The sequence below is a fragment of the Cellulomonas sp. genome, from assembly GCF_035634735.1.
Taxonomy (GTDB): domain Bacteria; phylum Actinomycetota; class Actinomycetes; order Actinomycetales; family Cellulomonadaceae; genus Cellulomonas.
The window spans coordinates 1-17,438 of the sequence record NZ_DASQCJ010000109.1 but is presented as its reverse complement, the minus strand read 5'-3'; the positions used below and the strand labels follow the sequence as shown (position 1 = coordinate 17,438).

At 75.5% G+C, this 17,438-nt stretch carries 14 protein-coding genes, 2 tRNA genes and 1 pseudogene; 10 read left to right on the top strand and 7 right to left on the bottom strand.

Translation table 11 applies throughout. The features are described from left to right. Positions 1 to 35: 35 nt before the first annotated feature. A complete protein-coding gene (locus VER05_RS09820) occupies positions 36 to 1,214 on the top strand; it encodes a YlbL family protein (protein ID WP_324845177.1) in 1,179 nt (392 codons plus the stop codon). A 13-nt stretch (positions 1,215 to 1,227) separates the two neighbouring features. Here VER05_RS09820 and VER05_RS09815 read toward each other — a convergent pair whose 3' ends face one another. Further along, the gene (locus VER05_RS09815; RefSeq protein WP_414647600.1) at positions 1,228 to 1,800 is read right to left on the bottom strand and encodes a PPA1309 family protein; all 573 of its coding nucleotides are present in this window, start codon (positions 1,798 to 1,800) and stop codon (positions 1,228 to 1,230) included. 164 nt (positions 1,801 to 1,964) lie between these two features. On the opposite strand from VER05_RS09815, the gene VER05_RS09810 reads away from it, so the two are divergent. Together VER05_RS09810 and VER05_RS09805 are read left to right on the top strand one after the other, a co-directional pair. Further along, positions 1,965 to 5,000 carry a UPF0182 family protein gene (locus tag VER05_RS09810; protein WP_324845190.1) on the top strand — a complete coding sequence of 1,012 codons (3,036 nt, stop codon included), beginning with the start codon at positions 1,965 to 1,967 and terminating at the stop codon, positions 4,998 to 5,000. A 236-nt stretch (positions 5,001 to 5,236) separates the two neighbouring features. Further along, positions 5,237 to 5,310: transfer RNA gene (locus VER05_RS09805), tRNA-Met, on the top strand. Positions 5,311 to 5,400: 90 nt separating this feature from the next. On the opposite strand, the gene VER05_RS09800 is transcribed toward VER05_RS09805, so the two are convergent. Next, positions 5,401 to 6,423, bottom strand: a complete 1,023-nt coding sequence (locus VER05_RS09800; protein WP_324845189.1) for an aldo/keto reductase — start codon at positions 6,421 to 6,423, stop codon at positions 5,401 to 5,403. A gap of 93 nt (positions 6,424 to 6,516) precedes the next feature. Here VER05_RS09800 and VER05_RS09795 point away from each other — a divergent pair, with 93 nt between their 5' ends. From VER05_RS09795 to VER05_RS09780, 5 genes and pseudogenes are all read left to right on the top strand, one after another. Continuing rightward, on the top strand, positions 6,517 to 7,086 hold the full coding sequence (locus tag VER05_RS09795; RefSeq protein WP_324845175.1) for a helix-turn-helix domain-containing protein: 570 nt from the start codon (positions 6,517 to 6,519) through the stop codon (positions 7,084 to 7,086). Positions 7,087 to 7,152: 66 nt separating this feature from the next. Beyond that, a tRNA-Met gene (locus VER05_RS09790) sits at positions 7,153 to 7,226 on the top strand. Positions 7,227 to 7,288: 62 nt separating this feature from the next. Further along, a pseudogene (locus VER05_RS20280) lies at positions 7,289 to 7,531 on the top strand (hypothetical protein); the annotation flags it as partial. 12 nt (positions 7,532 to 7,543) lie between these two features. Next, positions 7,544 to 8,008, top strand: coding sequence for a type IV toxin-antitoxin system AbiEi family antitoxin (locus tag VER05_RS09785; protein WP_324845174.1), 465 nt, complete (start codon positions 7,544 to 7,546; stop codon positions 8,006 to 8,008). Further along, positions 8,005 to 8,799 carry a nucleotidyl transferase AbiEii/AbiGii toxin family protein gene (locus VER05_RS09780; RefSeq protein ID WP_324845173.1) on the top strand — a complete coding sequence of 265 codons (795 nt, stop codon included), beginning with the start codon at positions 8,005 to 8,007 and terminating at the stop codon, positions 8,797 to 8,799. The genes VER05_RS09785 and VER05_RS09780 overlap by 4 nt, the downstream gene beginning before the upstream one ends. 67 nt (positions 8,800 to 8,866) lie before the next feature. Here the strand turns inward: VER05_RS09780 and gap are convergent, their stop codons facing one another. The 3 genes from gap to VER05_RS09765 all read right to left on the bottom strand — a co-directional run bounded on the left by gap (position 8,867) and on the right by VER05_RS09765 (position 12,195). Beyond that, entirely contained in the window at positions 8,867 to 9,871 is a 1,005-nt protein-coding gene (gap, locus tag VER05_RS09775) for a type I glyceraldehyde-3-phosphate dehydrogenase (protein ID WP_324845172.1), read from the bottom strand. A 135-nt stretch (positions 9,872 to 10,006) separates the two neighbouring features. Continuing rightward, positions 10,007 to 10,963 (bottom strand): GlxA family transcriptional regulator, encoded by a 957-nt coding sequence (locus tag VER05_RS09770; protein ID WP_324845171.1) that lies wholly within the window; start codon positions 10,961 to 10,963, stop codon positions 10,007 to 10,009. A gap of 65 nt (positions 10,964 to 11,028) precedes the next feature. After that, positions 11,029 to 12,195: a hypothetical protein gene (locus VER05_RS09765; protein ID WP_324845170.1), complete on the bottom strand. Its 1,167-nt coding sequence runs from the start codon at positions 12,193 to 12,195 to the stop codon at positions 11,029 to 11,031. Between the two features lie 177 nt (positions 12,196 to 12,372). Here VER05_RS09765 and VER05_RS09760 point away from each other — a divergent pair, with 177 nt between their 5' ends. Further along, the gene (locus tag VER05_RS09760; protein WP_324845169.1) at positions 12,373 to 13,950 is read left to right on the top strand and encodes a CYTH and CHAD domain-containing protein; all 1,578 of its coding nucleotides are present in this window, start codon (positions 12,373 to 12,375) and stop codon (positions 13,948 to 13,950) included. 68 nt (positions 13,951 to 14,018) lie between these two features. Further along, positions 14,019 to 15,671: a non-homologous end-joining DNA ligase gene (gene ligD, locus VER05_RS09755; RefSeq protein ID WP_324845168.1), complete on the top strand. Its 1,653-nt coding sequence runs from the start codon at positions 14,019 to 14,021 to the stop codon at positions 15,669 to 15,671. 208 nt (positions 15,672 to 15,879) lie between these two features. On the opposite strand, the gene VER05_RS09750 is transcribed toward ligD, so the two are convergent. Beyond that, entirely contained in the window at positions 15,880 to 16,044 is a 165-nt protein-coding gene (locus VER05_RS09750) for a hypothetical protein (RefSeq protein WP_324845167.1), read from the bottom strand. 299 nt (positions 16,045 to 16,343) lie between these two features. Next, a partial coding sequence (locus VER05_RS09745) for an ATP-dependent DNA ligase (RefSeq protein WP_324845166.1) occupies positions 16,344 to 17,438 on the bottom strand: 1,095 nt, incomplete at its 5' end.

The window sequence follows — 17,438 nt, the reverse complement described above, 5'->3', positions numbered from 1 at the left end:
GCGACCCGCACGGGTCCGTGCGGCATGATCGTCCGGTGCACGCCCAGCCCGGAACCCCCTCGGACCCCGACGCCTCGCCCGCCGAGCCGGCCGAGCCGGCCGATCCGGTCGACCCCGCCGCGGCCGGCGAGCCCGGCGAGCCCGCCCCGCCCGTGACCCGGCGTGCGGCGCTGCTGTCCGGCGGCGTGCTGCTCACCGCGGTGCTGCTGGTCGTGCTGCTGCTGATGCCGGTGCCGTACGCGGTGAACTCGCCCGGCCCGACGCTGGACACGCTCGGCGAGCACGACGGCCAGGCGCTCATCACGATCGACGGCGCCGAGACCTACGACTCGACGGGGCAGCTGCGGCTCACCACCGTGTCGACCACCGGCGGCCCGGGCTACCCGTCGAGCGTGCTCGGCGTGCTGCAGGGCTGGCTGAGCCCGTCCCGGCGGGTGCTGCCGGTCGAGTCGGTGTTCCCGCAGGACGCGACCCAGGAGCAGCTGGACCAGCAGAACGAGGCGCAGATGGTGTCCTCGCAGGAGAACGCGACCGTCGCCGCGCTCGAGGAGCTCGGGTACACGGTCCCGGTCACGCTCACCGTGCACGACGCGGTCGAGGGCTCCGGCGCGGAGGGCGTCGTCGAGCCGGGCGACGTGCTGCTGTCGTACGACGGCACCGCGCTCACGTCGTACGGCCAGCTGATCGACCTGCTGGACGCGACCGAGCCCGGCACGACCGTCACGCTCGGCGTGCAGCGCGACGGAGCGGAGGCCGACCTCGACGTCGTCACCGGCGCGCGCGAGGACGGCTCGGGCAGCCAGCTGGGCGTCTACATCGACCCGACGTTCGACCCGCCGGTGGACGTGGCCATCAAGATCGACCAGATCGGCGGCTCCAGCGCGGGCACCATGTTCGCGCTCGGGATCATCGACAAGCTGACGCCGGAGGACGAGGCCAACGGCGAGGTGATCGCCGGCACGGGGACCATGGACCTCAACGGCGCCGTCGGCCCGATCGGCGGCATCCGGCAGAAGATGGCCGGCTCGCTCCGGGACGGGGCGGACTGGTTCCTCGCGCCGGCGGACAACTGCGACGAGGTCGTCGGCCACGTCCCGGACGGGCTCACCGTGGTGAAGATCGCGACGCTGCACGAGGCGCGGGAGGCCGTCGAGGCGATCGGCGCCGGCGAGGCGGGCGACCTGCCGACCTGCACGGCGGCGGACGCGGCCTGAGCCCGCGGGGGGCTCAGGCGAACGTGGCGCGCAGCCCCTCGACCAGCCCGGGCACGACGTCCTCGCCCTGACCCACGGCGTCGTCCCGGTCGTCGGCCCGCTGGCGGACGGCGCACCACGACGGCCCGCCGCGCAGCACGCCGACGGCGAGCCGCACGTCCTGCCGCTGCGGGTGCGCGAGCAGCGCGGCGAGCGCGGCGTCCGCGTCCTCGGGCAGGCCCTCCTCGGCCTCGGGCGGCAGCACGATCCGCTCGACCGTGAGCGCCGCCCCGTCCACGCCCTCGGGCCAGGCGATCGCGCCCAGCAGGCCCTCCAGGTCGTCGCTCGCGGGCAGGCCCTCCTGCTCGACCGAGGTCAGGTGGTCGGGGTCGGCGGCCGCGGCGGCGAGCACGTCCGGCGGCAGCTGCGACGCGAGCGCGGGCTCGGCATCGAGGGCCGCCTGCGTCCGGACCAGCGCGAACACCCGCACGGGACCGTCCCAGCCGCCGGTGGCGACGTGCCGCTCGATCTCGACGACGGCGGCCGCGAGGGCGCGCTGGGCGGGGGTGCTGGCGGGGGTGTCCGGGGTCTGCGTCACGGGCGCCATCCTCGCACCCACGCAGCGCACCCGTGCCGGTACCCGGCACGGGTGCGCGGGGCGCGGGCTGTGGGAACCTGTGTCCCACCTGGCGCGTTGTGCCCCGTGTGTGCGTCGGGTGTGCCCGGTGCGTGCACGCGCGACCCGTACCCGACGACGAGGACCTCAAGGCCGTGACCTTCGCCAACCCGTCCGCCCGACAGCCCCGGGGGCCACGACCGCCCCGGCCACCGAGAGGAGCCGCCGGCCGCCGCCGGCCGAGCCCGCTCGCGATCACCGTCGTGGTGCTCGCGCTGGTCGTGGTCGCCGTCCTGCTCCTCGCCCAGTTCTGGACCGAGGTCCTGTGGTTCGACCAGCTGGGCTACTCCCAGGTGCTGTGGACCCAGTGGCTCACACGCGGCGCGCTGTTCGTCGCCGGCCTGCTCGTCATGGGCGGCGCCGTGTTCGCCAGCCTGGCGATCGGCTACCGCACCCGCCCGGTGTACGCGCCGTCCAACCAGGAGCAGGCCAGCCTCGACGCCTACCGCGAGGCCGTCGAGCCGCTGCGCCGCGTCGTGCTGGTCGCGGGCCCCGCGGTCCTCGGCCTGTTCGCCGGCATCGCCGCCTCGCAGCAGTGGAGCGCGATCCAGCTCTGGATGCACAGCACGCCGGTCGGGCAGACCGACCCGCAGTGGCACATGGACCTGTCGTTCTACATGTTCCAGCTGCCGGGCATGCGGTTCGTCGTCAGCTTCCTCATGGCCGTCACGGTGCTCTCCGGCATCGCGGCCGTGGCCACGCACTACCTGTACGGCGGGTTCCGCGTCGGCGGCTCCGCCGGCACCCCGCGGATGACCAAGGCCGCCCGGGTGCACCTGTCGGTGATCGCCACGGTGCTCATGGTCCTCATCGCGGCCAACTACTTCCTCGACCGCTACTCGATCCTCACCCGCGAGGGCGACCGGTTCGAGGGCGCGTCCTACACGGACGTGCACGCGGTCATCCCGTCCAAGAGCATCCTCGCCGTCGTCGCGCTGCTCGTGGCGGTCATGTTCGTCGTCACCGCGGTGCGCGGCTCGTGGCGGATCCCGGCCATCGGCGTCGGCGTCATGGTGCTCTGCGCGGTCGCGATCGGCGGGATCTACCCGGCCGTCGTCCAGCGGTTCCAGGTGAACCCGAACCAGCAGGACGCCGAGGCGCCGTACATCCAGCGCAACATCGACGCGACCCTGTCGGCCTACGGCCTGGAGGACGTCGAGACGTCCGACTACAACGCCAGCGTGACCGCCGAGCCGGGCGCGCTGCGCGAGGACGCCGAGACCACGGCGTCGATCCGCCTGCTCGACCCGCAGGTCGTGTCGAACTCGTTCCGCCAGCTCGAGCAGATCCGCGGGTTCTACTCGTTCCCCGACACCCTGTCGGTCGACCGGTACGACGTCGAGGACGAGAGCCGGGACACCGTGATCGCGGTCCGCGAGGTCGACCTCGACGGCCTCGACGCCCAGCGCCGCAACTGGACCAACGACACCACCGTGTACACCCACGGTTTCGGCGTGGTGGCGGCCTACGGCAACACCACGACGTCGAGCGGCGCCCCCGAGTTCTGGGAGGGCGGCATCCCGTCCTCCGGCGAGATGGGCGAGTACGAGCCGCGCATCTACTTCGGCCAGAGCTCGCCGGACTACTCCATCGTCGGCGCCCCCGAGGGCTCCGAGTGGGAGCTCGACTACCCGGACGACGAGTCCGGCGGCGCGATCAACACGTCCTTCCCGACCAGCGAGGTCTCGGCCGGCCCGGAGATCGGGACGTTCTGGAGCAAGCTGCTCTACTCGATCAAGTTCGGCTCCGAGCAGATCCTGTTCTCCGAGCGCGTGACCCCCGAGTCGCAGATCCTCTACGACCGCGACCCGGTCGACCGCGTCCAGAAGGTCGCGCCGTACCTGACGCTCGACGGCCGGGTGTACCCCGCCGTCGTCGACGGGCGGGTCAAGTGGATCGTCGACGGCTACACGACGTCGAACCAGTACCCGTACGCCGCGGCGCAGTCCCTCGAGGACGCCACGGTGGACTCGCTCACCGAGACCTCGACCACGATCGCGGCCCTCCAGCCCGAGAAGGTCAACTACATCCGGAACTCGGTGAAGGCCACGGTCGACGCCTACGACGGCACCGTCACGCTGTACGCCTGGGACGCCTCCGACCCGGTCCTGCAGTCCTGGAGCAAGGTGTTCGACACCTCGCTGCAGCCGGTGTCGGAGATCAGCTCCGAGCTGATGAGCCACATCCGCTACCCCGAGGACCTGTTCAAGGTGCAGCGGACCCTGCTGGGCACCTACCACGTGACCGACCCGGGCCAGTTCTTCTCCGGCAACGACGCGTGGCGGACGCCGAACGACCCGACGGCCTCGGGCCAGAACGTCGCGCAGCCGCCGTACTACCTGACGCTCGAGATGCCGTCGCAGGACGCGGCGACGTTCTCGCTGATGTCGACGTACGTGCCCGCGGGCGGGAACGCCCGTGACGTGCTGACCGGGTACCTCGCGGTCGACGCGGAGGCCGGGAACACGGCGGGCGAGCCCGCGGAGGGCTACGGCAAGCTCCGGCTCCTGGAGCTGCCACGCGACTCCACGGTGCCCGGGCCGAACCAGATGAACAACAACTTCACGTCCAACCCGGACGTGTCGAACGAGCTGAACATCCTCGCGCGCGGCGACTCCGAGGTCATCCGCGGCAACCTGCTCACCCTGCCCGTCGGCGGCGGCCTGCTGTACGTGCAGCCGGTCTACGTCCAGGCGGCGACCGGCACGCAGTTCCCGCTGCTCCAGCGGGTGCTCGTGGCGTTCGGCGACCAGATCGGGTTCGCCAGCACGCTCGACGAGGCGCTGGACCAGGTGTTCGGCGGCGACGACGGCACGTCCGCGGGCGACGCCGGCAACGAGATCACCCCGCCCGACACCGGGGACACCGGCGGCGACACCGGGGACACGGGCGACGGCACCGCCACGCCCGCGCCCACCCCGGCGCCGACCGGTGGCACGGGGGCCGGCGCTGCCGACGCCCAGACCCGGCTGACGCAGGCGATCGACCGGGCCAGCCAGGCGTACCAGGACGGGCAGGCCGCGCTGGCGGACGGCGACTTCGCCGCCTACGGCGAGGCGCAGGCCCGGCTGCAGGAGGCCCTGGAGGACGCCGCGGCGGCCGACGCGGAGCTGGGCGGCTCGGGGGGCTGACCCCCGAGGCGCACGCACGACGGCGGCGGGCCGGTTCCCCAGCGGGGGAGCCGGCCCGCCGCCGCGTGCGGGGGCTGCGGCCGCGAGTCCGCCGGTTGCGCGCGAGTGCGCCGGTTGCGCAGGGGTCTGGGGCGCGGAACCGGCGAACTCGGCCGGCGCACCGGGCCGGTGTGACCGAGGGCACGGGGGTCGGATTTGGATCGGCCGTCACCCTGGCGTAACGTAGTGATCACCGACGCGGGGTGGAGCAGCTCGGTAGCTCGCTGGGCTCATAACCCAGAGGTCGCAGGTTCAAATCCTGCCCCCGCTACGCAGTGCCGATGCAGATCGGCGACGAAGGCCCGGACCACACGGTCCGGGCCTTCGTGCTGTGCGGGGTGCGGGCGACCGCTCGAGCGGCCTAGCGGGCCGCGCGCTCGGCGCCCGGACGGCGCCGCGAGGCCGGGTCGGCGACCTCCGGGCCGCGGTAGACCATGTCCATCGCGCCGATGCTCTCGCCCGGCGGCACGATCGCGTCGATCCGGTCGAGGACCTCGTCGGAGAGCGCGACCTCCGCGCCGGCGAGGGTGCTCTCGAGCTGCTCCAGGGTGCGCGGCCCGATGATCGCGGACGTCACCCCGGGGTGCGCGATCGCGAACGCCATCGCGAGGTGCGGCAGCGGGATCCCGACCTCGCCCGACAGGGCGAGGAGCTCCTCCACGGCGGCCAGGCGCCGCTCGTCGCGGAAGTGCCGCATCCCGGTGCCCGACCGGAAGGTGTCGTTCGCCTGCCCGGCGCGGTACCGGCCGGTGAGGGCGCCGCCGGCGAGCGGGCTGTACACCAGGGTGCCCATCCCGTAGCGCTGGGCCACCGGCAGGATCTCGCGCTCGATCTCGCGGTCCAGGATCGAGTAGTTCGGCTGCTCGGTGCGGAACCGCTCGAACCCGCGGCGCTCGGCGGCCCACTGCGCCTCGACGATCTCGGAGCCGCGCATCGAGGACGACCCGATCGCCCGCACCTTGCCCTGGCGGACGAGGTCGGTGAGCGCGGAGAGCGTCTCCTCGACGTCGGTGTCGGGGTCGGGGCGGTGCAGCTGGTAGAGGTCGATGTAGTCGGTGCGCAGGTTCCGCAGCGAGCGCTCGACGGCCTGCACGATCCAGCGCCGCGAGGCGCCGCGGTGGTTCACGTCGTCGTCGACGGGGCCGTGGAACTTCGTCGCGAGGACCACCTGGTCGCGGCGCCCCTGCAGCGCCTCGCCGACGACCTCCTCCGAGTCGCCGTAGCGGTCCGCGGTGTCGACGAGGTTGATCCCGGCGTCGAGCGCGCGGTGGACGATCCGGACGCCCTCCCGGCGGTCGGGGTTGCCCAGCGAGCCGAGCATCATCGCGCCGAGCGCGTAGGGCGTCACCTTGATGCCGGTGCGCCCGAGGGTGCGGTACTGGATGCGTGCCTCCCGTATGCTTGCGGCGGAACACCGTTCCGCTTCGATGTCGCCGACCATACGGAACGCTGTTCCGTTTGTCTAGTGAGGTGTGCCATGACCTCGTCCGCCAGCTCCCGGCCCCGGCGCGCCGACGCCCGGCAGAACGCCGACGCCCTGCTCGTCGCCGCCCGGACCGTGTTCGAGCGCTCGGGGGTCGACGCGCCGGCGCGCGAGGTGGCCGCCGAGGCCGGGGTCGGCGTCGGCACCCTCTACCGGCACTACCCGACGCGGGCGGACCTCGTGACGGCGGTGTTCACCACCGAGATCGACGCCACGGCCGCCGCCGCCGAGGAGCTGCGGCGCCGGCTCCCGCCCGGCGAGGCGCTGGACCGGTGGATCGAGCGGTTCACCCGGTTCGTCGCCACCAAGCAGGGGCTCGCGGCGGCCCTCCGCTCGGGCGACCCGGCCTTCGACGCGCTGCCCGCCTACCTGGAGGCGACCCTCGGGCCGGCGCTGCGCTCCCTCCTCGAGGCCGCGGTGGCGAGCGGCGAGGTCCGGCCCGACGTCGACGCCCTGGACCTGCTCCAGGCGATCGGCGACCTGAGCCACCGCGCGCTGTCGGCGGACGGCTCGCCGAACCCGATGGTGCGCCTGCTCGTCGACGGCCTGCGCGTGCGGGGCTAGCCCGTCCGTGCCCAGGGCCCCCGAATAGGTCCGGGCGCCCGGGTCGCGTAGGGTGGGGGACACCGACGCGGGGTGGAGCAGCTCGGTAGCTCGCTGGGCTCATAACCCAGAGGTCGCAGGTTCAAATCCTGTCCCCGCTACGAGAAGACGAAGGCCCGGACCGCTCGGTCCGGGCCTTCGTCGTGCCCGGCTCCGCGTCCCCGTGGCAGCGGCGGGTCAGGGGCTCGTGCGCGCAGGTAGAACTCTGCGATCTGTATCCCGCGGCGTTACGATATGCAGGGTTCGTCTGCACAAGGAGGTCGTCGTGCCCGATGCGCGTCGCTTCATCGCCCGCCGGCCCCTGCGGACGATCCGTCCGGCGGACCTCGAGGGTGTGTATGCCAACCCGCGTGCGGCGCTCCGCCGGCTGGAGCGCGAGGGTGTGGTCCACCGGCTCGCACACGGGTACTACTGCGAGGTGCCGGCCGACGCCGACCCGGACACGTGGCTCCCGTCGCTGGAGGCGGCGGCGATGGGGGTGGCGCACGCGCGCGGCGGGCCGTCGGATCCCGTGCTCATGGGGATGTCGGCCGCTCGCGTGCTCGGCGCGCTCCCCCGGGCGGTCGCCACGGCGACGGTCGCCGTGGCGGTCGGCGGTCGTCGTCCCGTGCAGATGGTGGACCGCCCGGCGACGGTGCGGTTCGTGGAGCGGGACGCGTCCGTCCTCGACGCCGAGCGCATCGCGCTGGACCTGGGGGCGGCGCTCGTCACGACCGCCGAGCAGACCCTGCTGGACCTGGTCCGCCTGTTCCCGGACGACCCGGAGACACCGGCGGTGGTCCGGGCGCTCTGGTCCGGAGCGGACAAGGCCCAGCTCGACCACCTGGCGCGGACATCACGCGGCGTCGCGACGCTGCAGCGGGCCGAGCGGCTGGTCTCGTGACGCTCTCAGGACCTGACCACGCGCGTGTCGCCGCCCTGTTCGGTGCCGACGACAACCAGGTCCGTCGGGACCACTTGATCAGCCACGTGCTCGGCGCGCTCGCGGCACACGTCCCGACGGAAGACCTCACCTTCTTCGGGGGGACCGCGCTCTCCCGGACCCACATCCCCGACGGTCGGCTCAGCGAGGGCATCGACCTGCTGGCGCGCGGCCCACGGCGCGACGTGCTGCAGGCCGTGGAGCCGGCCGTGCGTCGGGGCGTGCAGCGCACCCACGGCCGCCCGACGTGGCATCCGCCGCTGCTCGACACCAGCGATGCGGGGACGAGCATCCTCACCGCCGGCGGTCTGACGATCCGCGTCCAGGTCCTCGACGGAGCGGGCTACCCGTGGCCGACCGAGGTGCGCGACATCGAGCAGCGCTACTCCGATGCACCTGCGGCTCGCCTGCGGACGCTGACAGGGCCGGCGTTCGCCGCCGCGAAGCTGGCCGCATGGGTGGACCGCCGGTACAGCCGCGATCTGTGGGACCTGGCGTACCTGGCCGAGCGGGGTCTCGTCGACGCCGCGGCCGCGCGTCTCTTCATGCGCCACGGGCAGTTCGCCCACCGCCCGGCCGCCTGGCTCCTGACGACACCGCCGGACGAGAAGCAGTGGCGCAACGACCTGGCTCACCAGACGCGCTTGTCGCTCACGGCCGCGCAGGCTCTGGCGCGGGTGCGCGAGGGGTGGACGCGCGCGTTCGACTCGCACGACGGGGCGGCAGGGGTCGGCGCTCGGGGCGTCGGCTGACCGCTCGGCGAGCGGAGCGCGAAGGCCCGGACCGCTCGGTCCGGGCCTTCGTCGTCGTCGCCGCGCCTCAGCCCTGCGACAGCCCGATCAGCTCGAGCGTGTCGACCACGCGGTTCGAGAACCCCCACTCGTTGTCGTACCAGGCCACGACCTTCACGTGCTTCCCGTCGACCCGCGTGAGGTGCGAGTCGAACACCGACGACGCCGGGTTGCCGACGATGTCCGACGAGACCAGGAAGTCCTCGGAGTACTCCAGCACCCCCGCGAGCGGCCCGGCCGCCGCGGCGCGGTACGCGGCCAGCACGTCGTCGCGCGTGACGTCCCGCGCGACGGTCGCGTTGAGCTCCACCAGCGAGCCCACCGGCACGGGCACCCGGATCGAGTCGCCGGACAGCCGGCCGTCGAGTCGCGGCAGCACCAGGCCGATCGCCTTGGCCGCGCCGGTCGTGGTCGGCGCGATGTTGACGGCGGCCGCCCGTGCGCGGCGGGGGTCGCGGTGCGGGCCGTCCTGCAGGTTCTGCTCCTGCGTGTAGGCGTGCACCGTCGTCATGAAGGCGTGCTCGATGCCGGCGAGGTCGTCGAGCACCAGCGCCAGCGGCGCGAGCGCGTTCGTCGTGCACGACGCGGTGGACACGACCGTGTGCGCGGCCGGGTCGTACGCCTCGGTGTTGACGCCGTGGGCGAGCGTGACGTCCGCGCCGTCGGACGGCGCCCCGACCAGGACGGCGCGCGCCCCGGCGTCGAGGTGGCCGCGGGCGGCGGCGGCGCTCGCGAACCGCCCGGTCGACTCCAGGACGACGTCGACGCCGAGGGCGGCCCACGGCAGGCGGGCGGGCTCGCGCTCGGCCAGGACGGCGACGCGGCGGCCGTCGACGACCAGGTGGTCGCCGTCGACGGACACGGGGCGGCCGAGCCGGCCCGCGGTGGAGTCGAAAGCGAGCAGGCGGGCGAGGGCGGCCGGCTCGGTGAGGTCGTTGACGGCGACGACCTCGAGGTCGCTGCCGCGCTCGAGGAGGGCGCGCAGGACGGAGCGGCCGATGCGTCCGAAGCCGTTGATGGCGACGCGGGTCATGGGGATCCTCCGGTGGGTCGCTGTGCGGGACGCCACCAGCCTCGGCGGGCGGGCGCGCCCGGGACAGCGGCGCGGGCGCCACGGTCCGCACGGATCTCGCCAGCCGCCGCCCTGGGCCGGGCTGCCCCCGCCGGGCTACTCGCCGCGGGCGAACGTCCGCCGGTACTCGCTCGGCGTCGTCCCCAGCACGCGCTGGAAGTGCCGCCGCAGGTTCGCGCCGGTCCCCAGGCCGACGTCGACCGCCACCTGCTCGACCGACCGCTGCGACCGCTCCAGCAGCTCCCGGGCCACGTCCACCCGCGCCCGCAGCACCCACTCCATCGGCGTGTAGCCGGAGTCCTCGACGAACCGCCGGGAGAACGTCCGCGGCGACACCGCGGCGTGCCGCGCGAGGACGCCCAGCGTCAGCGGCTCCCCGAGCCGGTGCAGCGCCCACTCCCGGGTCGCCGCGAACCGCTCGCCCAGCGGCTCCGGGACGCTGCGCGGCACGAACTGCGCCTGGCCCCCGGACCGGTACGGCGCGGCGACCAGCCGGCGCGCGGCGTGGTTCGACGGCGCGACGCCGAGGTCCCGCCGGATGAGGTGCAGGCACAGGTCGATCCCGGAGGCCGCGCCCGCGGAGGTGAGCACCTGGCCCTCGTCGACGAACAGCACGTTCTCGTCGACGGTGACGCGCGGGTACCGGGCGGCGAACGCGCGGGTGTAGTGCCAGTGCGTCGTGGCGCGCCGGCCGTCGAGCAGGCCCGTCGCGGCGAGCGCGAACGCGCCGGTGGAGATCGCGGCGAGGTCGGCGCCCCGCGCGTGCGCGGCCCGGAGCGCGGCCACGACCGCGGCCGGCGGGTCCTCCTGGTCGGGGTGCCGGTACCCGGGGATGAACACGACGTCGGCCCAGGCCAGCGCGTCCAGGCCGTCGGCGACGTGGTACGACAGCCCGTCGCCGCCGCGGACCAGGCCGGGCGCGGGGCCGCAGACGCGGACCTCGTACGGCATGCTCGGCCGGTTCGTGAACACCTGCGCCGGGATGCCGACGTCGAGCGGCTTGGCGCCCTCGAGGACGAGCACGGCGACGCGGCGGAGGCGGGTGGCGGCCACGTCGCCAGCGTAGGGCGGCCGGGGCGGGCGCCGAGTCGTGCTCGGCGCCCGCCCCGGTGCTGCGATCAGAGGTGGGGGAACGCGGCGTAGGTCGTGCCCGCGGGCAGGGGCTCGGTGAACAGCGCCTCGAACCGCGCCTGGCCGCCGGCCGGCAGCCGGTCGACGTACGTCAGCTGCCCGCCGAGCACCGTGCCGTCGGGCGCGGTCGCGACGACGACCACCGTGACCAGCTCCTGGTCCTGCACGAACGCGCTCGTCAGCGTCCCGCCGACCGTCGTCGACCAGTCGTCCGAGGTCGCGACGACGTCGGACACCGCGAACGTCCCGAGGTCGGTCTGGTGCACGGCCTCCGAGGCCTGCGGCCCGCGCACCTCCACGTGGTCGATCGGGGCGTCCCCGACGGAGAAGAACACGCCCGTCAGGGCCGTCTGGCCGGGCAGCAGGTCCACGTAGTCGGGGGAGGAGTCGAGGATCGTGCCGTCGGCGCCCACGGCCTCGATCGTGAAGCCGGCGAACGGGAACACGTGCTCGGGGTTCGGGTTGTCCACGACCGCGACGTACCACCAGGTCGTGGGGTCGTACTCGTTCTGCCCGAACGCGACGTCGAGCACCGACAGGTCCTGGGCCGCGGCGGCGGCGGCCGGGGCCTCCTCCTCCGCCGCGGGCTCGGAGTCGCCGGCGCGCCCCGCCTGGGTCTCCTGCTCGAGCTCCGCGACGCTCTCGTTCAGGTCGTCCACCACGTCGTCGATCACGCTGCTGTACGCGATCTGCGTGACGATCACGACGACGAACGCGACGACGGCGACCGCGATCGCGCTGATCGCCATGGCCTTGCCCGGCCGGCCCCTGCGGACGGCGCCCACGATCGCGACGACGCCGAACACGACGCCGACGACGGCGAGCACGGCGGCCAGGTTGTTGACGAACGGCACCCAGCTCAGCACCAGCGCGACGACCGCCAGGACCAGCGCGGTGATCGCGAAGCCCTTGCCGCCGCCGGGTGCGCCGGGCGGGACCGACGCACCGGGGCCACCGCCGGGGGCGCCGTACGGGCCGGTGGGAGGCGGACCGTAGGCCGGGGGAGCGGGGTACGCGGCCGCGGGGGCCGGGTAGGCGGCCGCCGGGGCCGGGTACGGGGCCGCCGGCGCGGCCGCCCCGCCGGGCGGCGGGAACCCGGTCGTGGGCGGCCCGGCGGGCTGGGCCGGGGCGGGGGTGGGGTCGTCGGTGCTCACGTTCGTCTCCTGTCGGGGCATGCTGCTGCGCTGGACTCTCCCTGAGGATCGGCTGTGCGGTCCCCGGGTCGGAGCCGGTTCACTCGTTTGCCGCAGGCAAGGGCCGCGGGGCGGGGCGCCACCGGATCGCGGCGTGCGGGCTCGCCCGCGCGAGCGTCCCGGGATAGAACGGACCGCATGGCCGACGTGCACCGCGAGATCGAGCGCAAGTACGCCACCGGCCCGGAGGTCGAGCTGCCGGCGCTCACCGAGCTGCTGGCCGGCGCCGCCGGGCTGCCCGACGGCGGGACCCCGGTGGCCGCGAGCGACGACGCCGTCGAGCTCGTGGCCACGTACTTCGACACCGCCGACCTGCGGCTCGCCGCGGCCGGCCTGACGCTGCGCCGGCGGACCGGCGGCGAGGACGCGGGCTGGCACCTCAAGGTCCCGGCCGGGCCCGACGAGCGCTCGGAGGTGCGGCTGCCGCCCGGGCGGGCCGTGCACACCGTGCCGGCGCCGCTGCGCGCCCTGGTGCACGCGGCCACGCTCGGCGCGACGCTGCGGCCCGTCGCCGAGGTGCGGACGTCCCGCGCGGTGCACCGGCTGGCGGACGCGACGGACCGGGTCCTGCTGGAGCTCGTCGACGACCGGGTGTCGGCGCGGCGGATCCGGCCGTCGGGGTCGACCGGCGACGTGGTCGGCGCGCCCGAGGAGTGGCGCGAGGTGGAGGTCGAGCTGGTCGAGGGCGCGGGCGACCTGCTGGACGCGGTCGAGGAGCGGCTCGGCGCGCTGGGCGTGGTGCCGGCGGAGCAGCGCTCCAAGCTCGAGCGCGTGCTGGGCCCGGCCGAGGACCGCGTCCCCGCCCGGCCCCGGCCGACACCCGGGTCGCCCGCCGGGGACGTCGTGGTCCGCTACGTCACCGACCAGCTGGACCGGCTGCGCGAGCAGGACCTGCGCGTCCGGCTCGGCGCCCCCGACGCGGTGCACCAGATGCGCGTGGCCGCGCGGCGGGTGCGGAACGCGCTGCGGACGTTCCGCCGGCTGTTCGAGCCCGGGGTCGTGCGCCCCCTGCGGGACGAGCTCGGCTGGCTGGCGGACGTGCTCGGCCGCGCGCGGGACGCGGAGGTGCTCCGCGAGCGGGTGCGGTCCGCGGTCGAGGGACCCGGCGCCGAGGAGGCCGTCGGGTCGGGGACGCACGCGGCGGCGGTGGCGGCGGACGCCGAGCTCGGGCAGGCGGCGCGGGACGCGTCCGACGCGCTGCTCCGCGAGCTCGACGGGGACCGGTACCGCCGGCTGCTGCGCGACCTGGCGGCGTTCGCCGCCGAGCCGCGGTACTCCGACGAGGGCCGGCGCCGCGCGCGCCGGGTGCTGCCCGCGCAGGTCGCCCGCCGCGACCGGAAGGTGCGCCGCCGGCTGGCCCGCGCCCGCCGGGTCCCCGAGGGGCGGCGCCGCGACGACGCGCTGCACGACGCCCGCAAGGCCGCGAAGGCCGCGCGGTACGCGGGCGAGTCGGTGGCCGGCGTGCTCGGGAAGGACGCGGCCCGGTACGCGCGCCGGATGGAGGACCTGCAGGAGGTGCTCGGCGAGCACCACGACTCCGTCGTCGCCCGGGCGCGGCTGCGCGAGCTGGCTCGGCACGCCCCGAGCACCGAGGTGGCGTTCCTGTACGGCCGGCTGCACGCCCTGGAGGAGGCGCGCGGCCGCGAGACGGAGCACGCGGCCCGGGCGGTGTCCCGCGCGGCGGGGAAGAAGAAGCTCCGCCGCTGGCTGGGCTGAGCGCGCGGACCGCCCGGGTCTCCGCCACGCTGGTCCCGGGCGTCCGAGCCGGGGAAGGGGTGGTGAGCGTGCCGGAGCGACGGCGCCGCGCGACGTCGGCGGGCAAGGACCCGGCCCCGGCGCGCGGGCTGGAGACCTACCGGTCGATGCGCGACTTCGACCGCACCGCCGAGCCCGCCGGCGCCGCGACGCCGGCGCCGACCCCGCCCGGCGCGCCGCGGCGGTTCGTCGTGCAGCGGCACCGCGCCCGGCGGCTGCACTACGACGTGCGGTTCGAGGTCGACGGCGTGCTGGTGTCCTGGGCCGTGCCGCGGGGGCCGACCCTGGACCCGGACGCGCGGCGGATGGCCGTGCACGTCGAGGACCACCCGCTGGAGTACGAGGACTTCGAGGGAGTGATCCCGGCCGGGGAGTACGGCGGCGGTGACGTCATCGTGTGGGACCGCGGCACCTGGGAGCCGCACGGCACCGACGACCCGGCGGCGACGATCGCCGCGGGCGAGCTGCACGCGGACATGTTCGGCGAGCGGCTGCGCGGCCGGCTGGTGCTGGTGCGGCGGGGCGAGCCGGGCGCGGACGGCAAGGAGCAGTGGATCCTCGTGCACAAGCACGACGAGCACGCCGTGCAGGGCTGGGACGCGGAGGACCACCCGACGTCGGTGCTGAGCGGCCGGACCAACGACGAGGTCAAGGCCGACCCCGACCGGCTGTGGCTGTCCGACCGACCCGCCGCGGAGGCGTCGGTGGACCTGCGGGCGCCGGAGGCGGAGCCGCCGACCGACGACGAGCTCGCGGCGCTCGACGACCTGGGCCCGAACGGCGGCACCTGGGACGTGCACGGCCGCCGGCTCAAGGTGACGAACCTCGACAAGGTGCTGTTCCCGGCGCGCGAGGGCGAGGAGCCGGTGACCAAGCGCGAGCTGCTCCGGTACGCCGCGCGGGTCGCACCGGTGGTGCTGCCGTACCTGCGCGGGCGCGCCCTCAACATGCACCGGTTCCCGCAGGGCGCGGGCACGGCCGGGTTCTGGCACAAGGAGCTGCCGACGCACGCGCCGGACTGGCTGCCGCGCTGGGACAACCCGGAGGCCGACGAGGACGACAGCCGCACCTACCTGGTCGTCGACGAGCCGGCGGCGCTGATCTGGGCGGCCAACTTCGGGGCGCTGGAGTGGCACGCCTGGACCTCGCGCACCGACGCGCCCCGCCGGCCGACGTACGCGCTGGTCGACCTCGACCCCGGGCCGTCGACGGCGTGGGAGGACGTGCTGCTGCTCGCCCGGCTGCACCGGGACGCGTTCGAGCACCTGGGGGTGCGGGCGGTGCCGAAGGTGACCGGGCAGCGCGGCATCCAGATCTGGGTCCCGATCGCGACCGGCCCGTCGTTCGACGACACCCGCGCGTGGGTCGAGCGGGTGTCCCGGACCGTCGGGGCCGTGGTGCCGGACCTGGTCAGCTGGAAGTGGGAGGTCAAGGCGCGCGGCGGGCAGGCGCGGCTCGACTACACCCAGAACGCGATCAACAAGACGCTGGTCGCGCCGTACAGCCCGCGGGCGCGCGCCGGTGCGCCGGTGTCGGCGCCGATCACCTGGGACGAGCTCGACGAGCCGTGGCTGCGGCCGGACGCGTTCACGATCCGCACGGTGCTGGACCGGGTGGCGGAGCGGGGCGACCCGTTCCGGGCGCTGCTCGGGCCGGGGCAGGTGCTGCCCGCGCTGGGGTGATGCCCGGGGCCGCTATGCCGCGGCGACCGGCGAGGTCGACCGGCGCGGCGGCCCTGCGCAGCGGCCGGGTGAGGTCGTCACCACGCGGCGAGGTCGTCACTCCCGAGTGACGACCTCGCGCGGATGTGACGACCTCGGCGCCCGGGCCGGGTCGGGCCGGCGCGGGCCTCGCCGGCGAAAGCGGCGCGCGCGGCGGGCGGCAGCTGTGTCAGTGGCGGCGGCGGGCGGCGGTCAGCGCGGCGAGGGGGCTGCGGTGCCGGGGCCGGCGGTCGGGGTCGTCGCCCCGGGCGGCCTGCGAGCGCCGGTGCTCGAGCCGGTGCTCGAGCTCGCGCTCCTGCTGGCGGTACACGACGAGGAACAGGTCGGGGTGCACGGGGTCCTCCTGCACGGTCGGGGTGGCGGGTCGCGCCACCGGCTGGGTCGCCGCGAGGGAGCGGTCGCGTCCTCGCGGCCCGTGGACCGGGGGTGGTGGTCCACGCCTCCATCCTCTCCCGCGGCGGGCCGCGCGGGGCGCTGACCTGGGGGTGGACCACCCGTCCGGCGCCGTGCGGCGCCCGGGGCGGCGGGGTGCGGAAGGGACCAGGGTCCCGGGTCGGGGGTGACGTCGGCCGGGTCCGGATCCGGGTCCGGCGTCCGCCGGGTCCGGGACGGCCCCCGCCGCAGCCGCCCGCCTCAGCCCGCCCGCTCCGCCAGCGCCCGGACCGTGTCGATCGTGTCGGCCTCCGCAGCCGCCTTGTCCGCCCGGTACCGCAGCACCCGCGCGAACCGCAGCGCCAGCCCGCCCGGGTACCGGGTCGACCGCTGCACCCCGTCGAACGCGATCTCCACCACCTGCTCCGGCCGCAACGTCACGGTCCAGCCGTCGTCGGCGACCTCGAGCTCCCGGAACCGCGCGGTCTGCCACGCGAGCATCTCGTCCGTCATGCCCTTGAACGTCTTGCCGAGCATGACGAAGCCCCCGGCACCGTCCCGCGCGCCGAGGTGGATGTTCGACAGCGAGCCGACCCGGCGGCCGGAGCCGCGCTCGACGGCCAGCACCACCAGGTCGAGCGTGTGCCGCGGCTTGACCTTGACCCAGGCGCCGCCGCGGCGGCCGGCCTCGTAGGGCGCGGCGGCGTCCTTGACGATCACGCCCTCCTGCCCGGCCGCGACCCAGCCCGCGAACGCCTCCTGGGCGACCGCCGGGTCGGCGGTGACGACCCGCTCGACCGCGTGGGCCGGGGCGATCGCGTCGAGCACGGCGAGCCGGTCGGTCAGCGGCGCGTCGAGCAGGTCGGCGCCGTCGCGGTGCAGCACGTCGAAGAAGAACGGGTGCAGCGCGGTGGTCGCGGCGAGCTCGGCGTCCCGGGTGGCGCTGCGGGCGGCGGTCTCCTGGAACGGGCGCGGCCGGCCGGCCTCGTCCAGCGCGAGGGCCTCGCCGTCGAGCACCGCCGAGCGCACCGGCAGCGCGAGCGCGGCCTCGACCACCTCGGGCACCCGTGCGGTGATGTCGTCGAGGCTGCGGGTGTAGACGCGCACGTCGTCGCCGTCGCGGTGCACCTGGATCCGGATGCCGTCGAGCTTGGCGTCGACGACCACGGCCCGGCCGTCGAAGCCGGCGACCGCCGCGGGGACGTCGGGCGCGGAGGCGGCGAGCATCGGCCGCACCGGGCGGCCGACCGCCAGGCCGAACGCGTCCAGGGCGGCCCGCGCCGCCTCGGGGGTGGCCGCCGCGAGCGCCGCCTCGGCGACCGGTTCGCTCGCCCCCGCCAGCATCGCGGCCCGCCG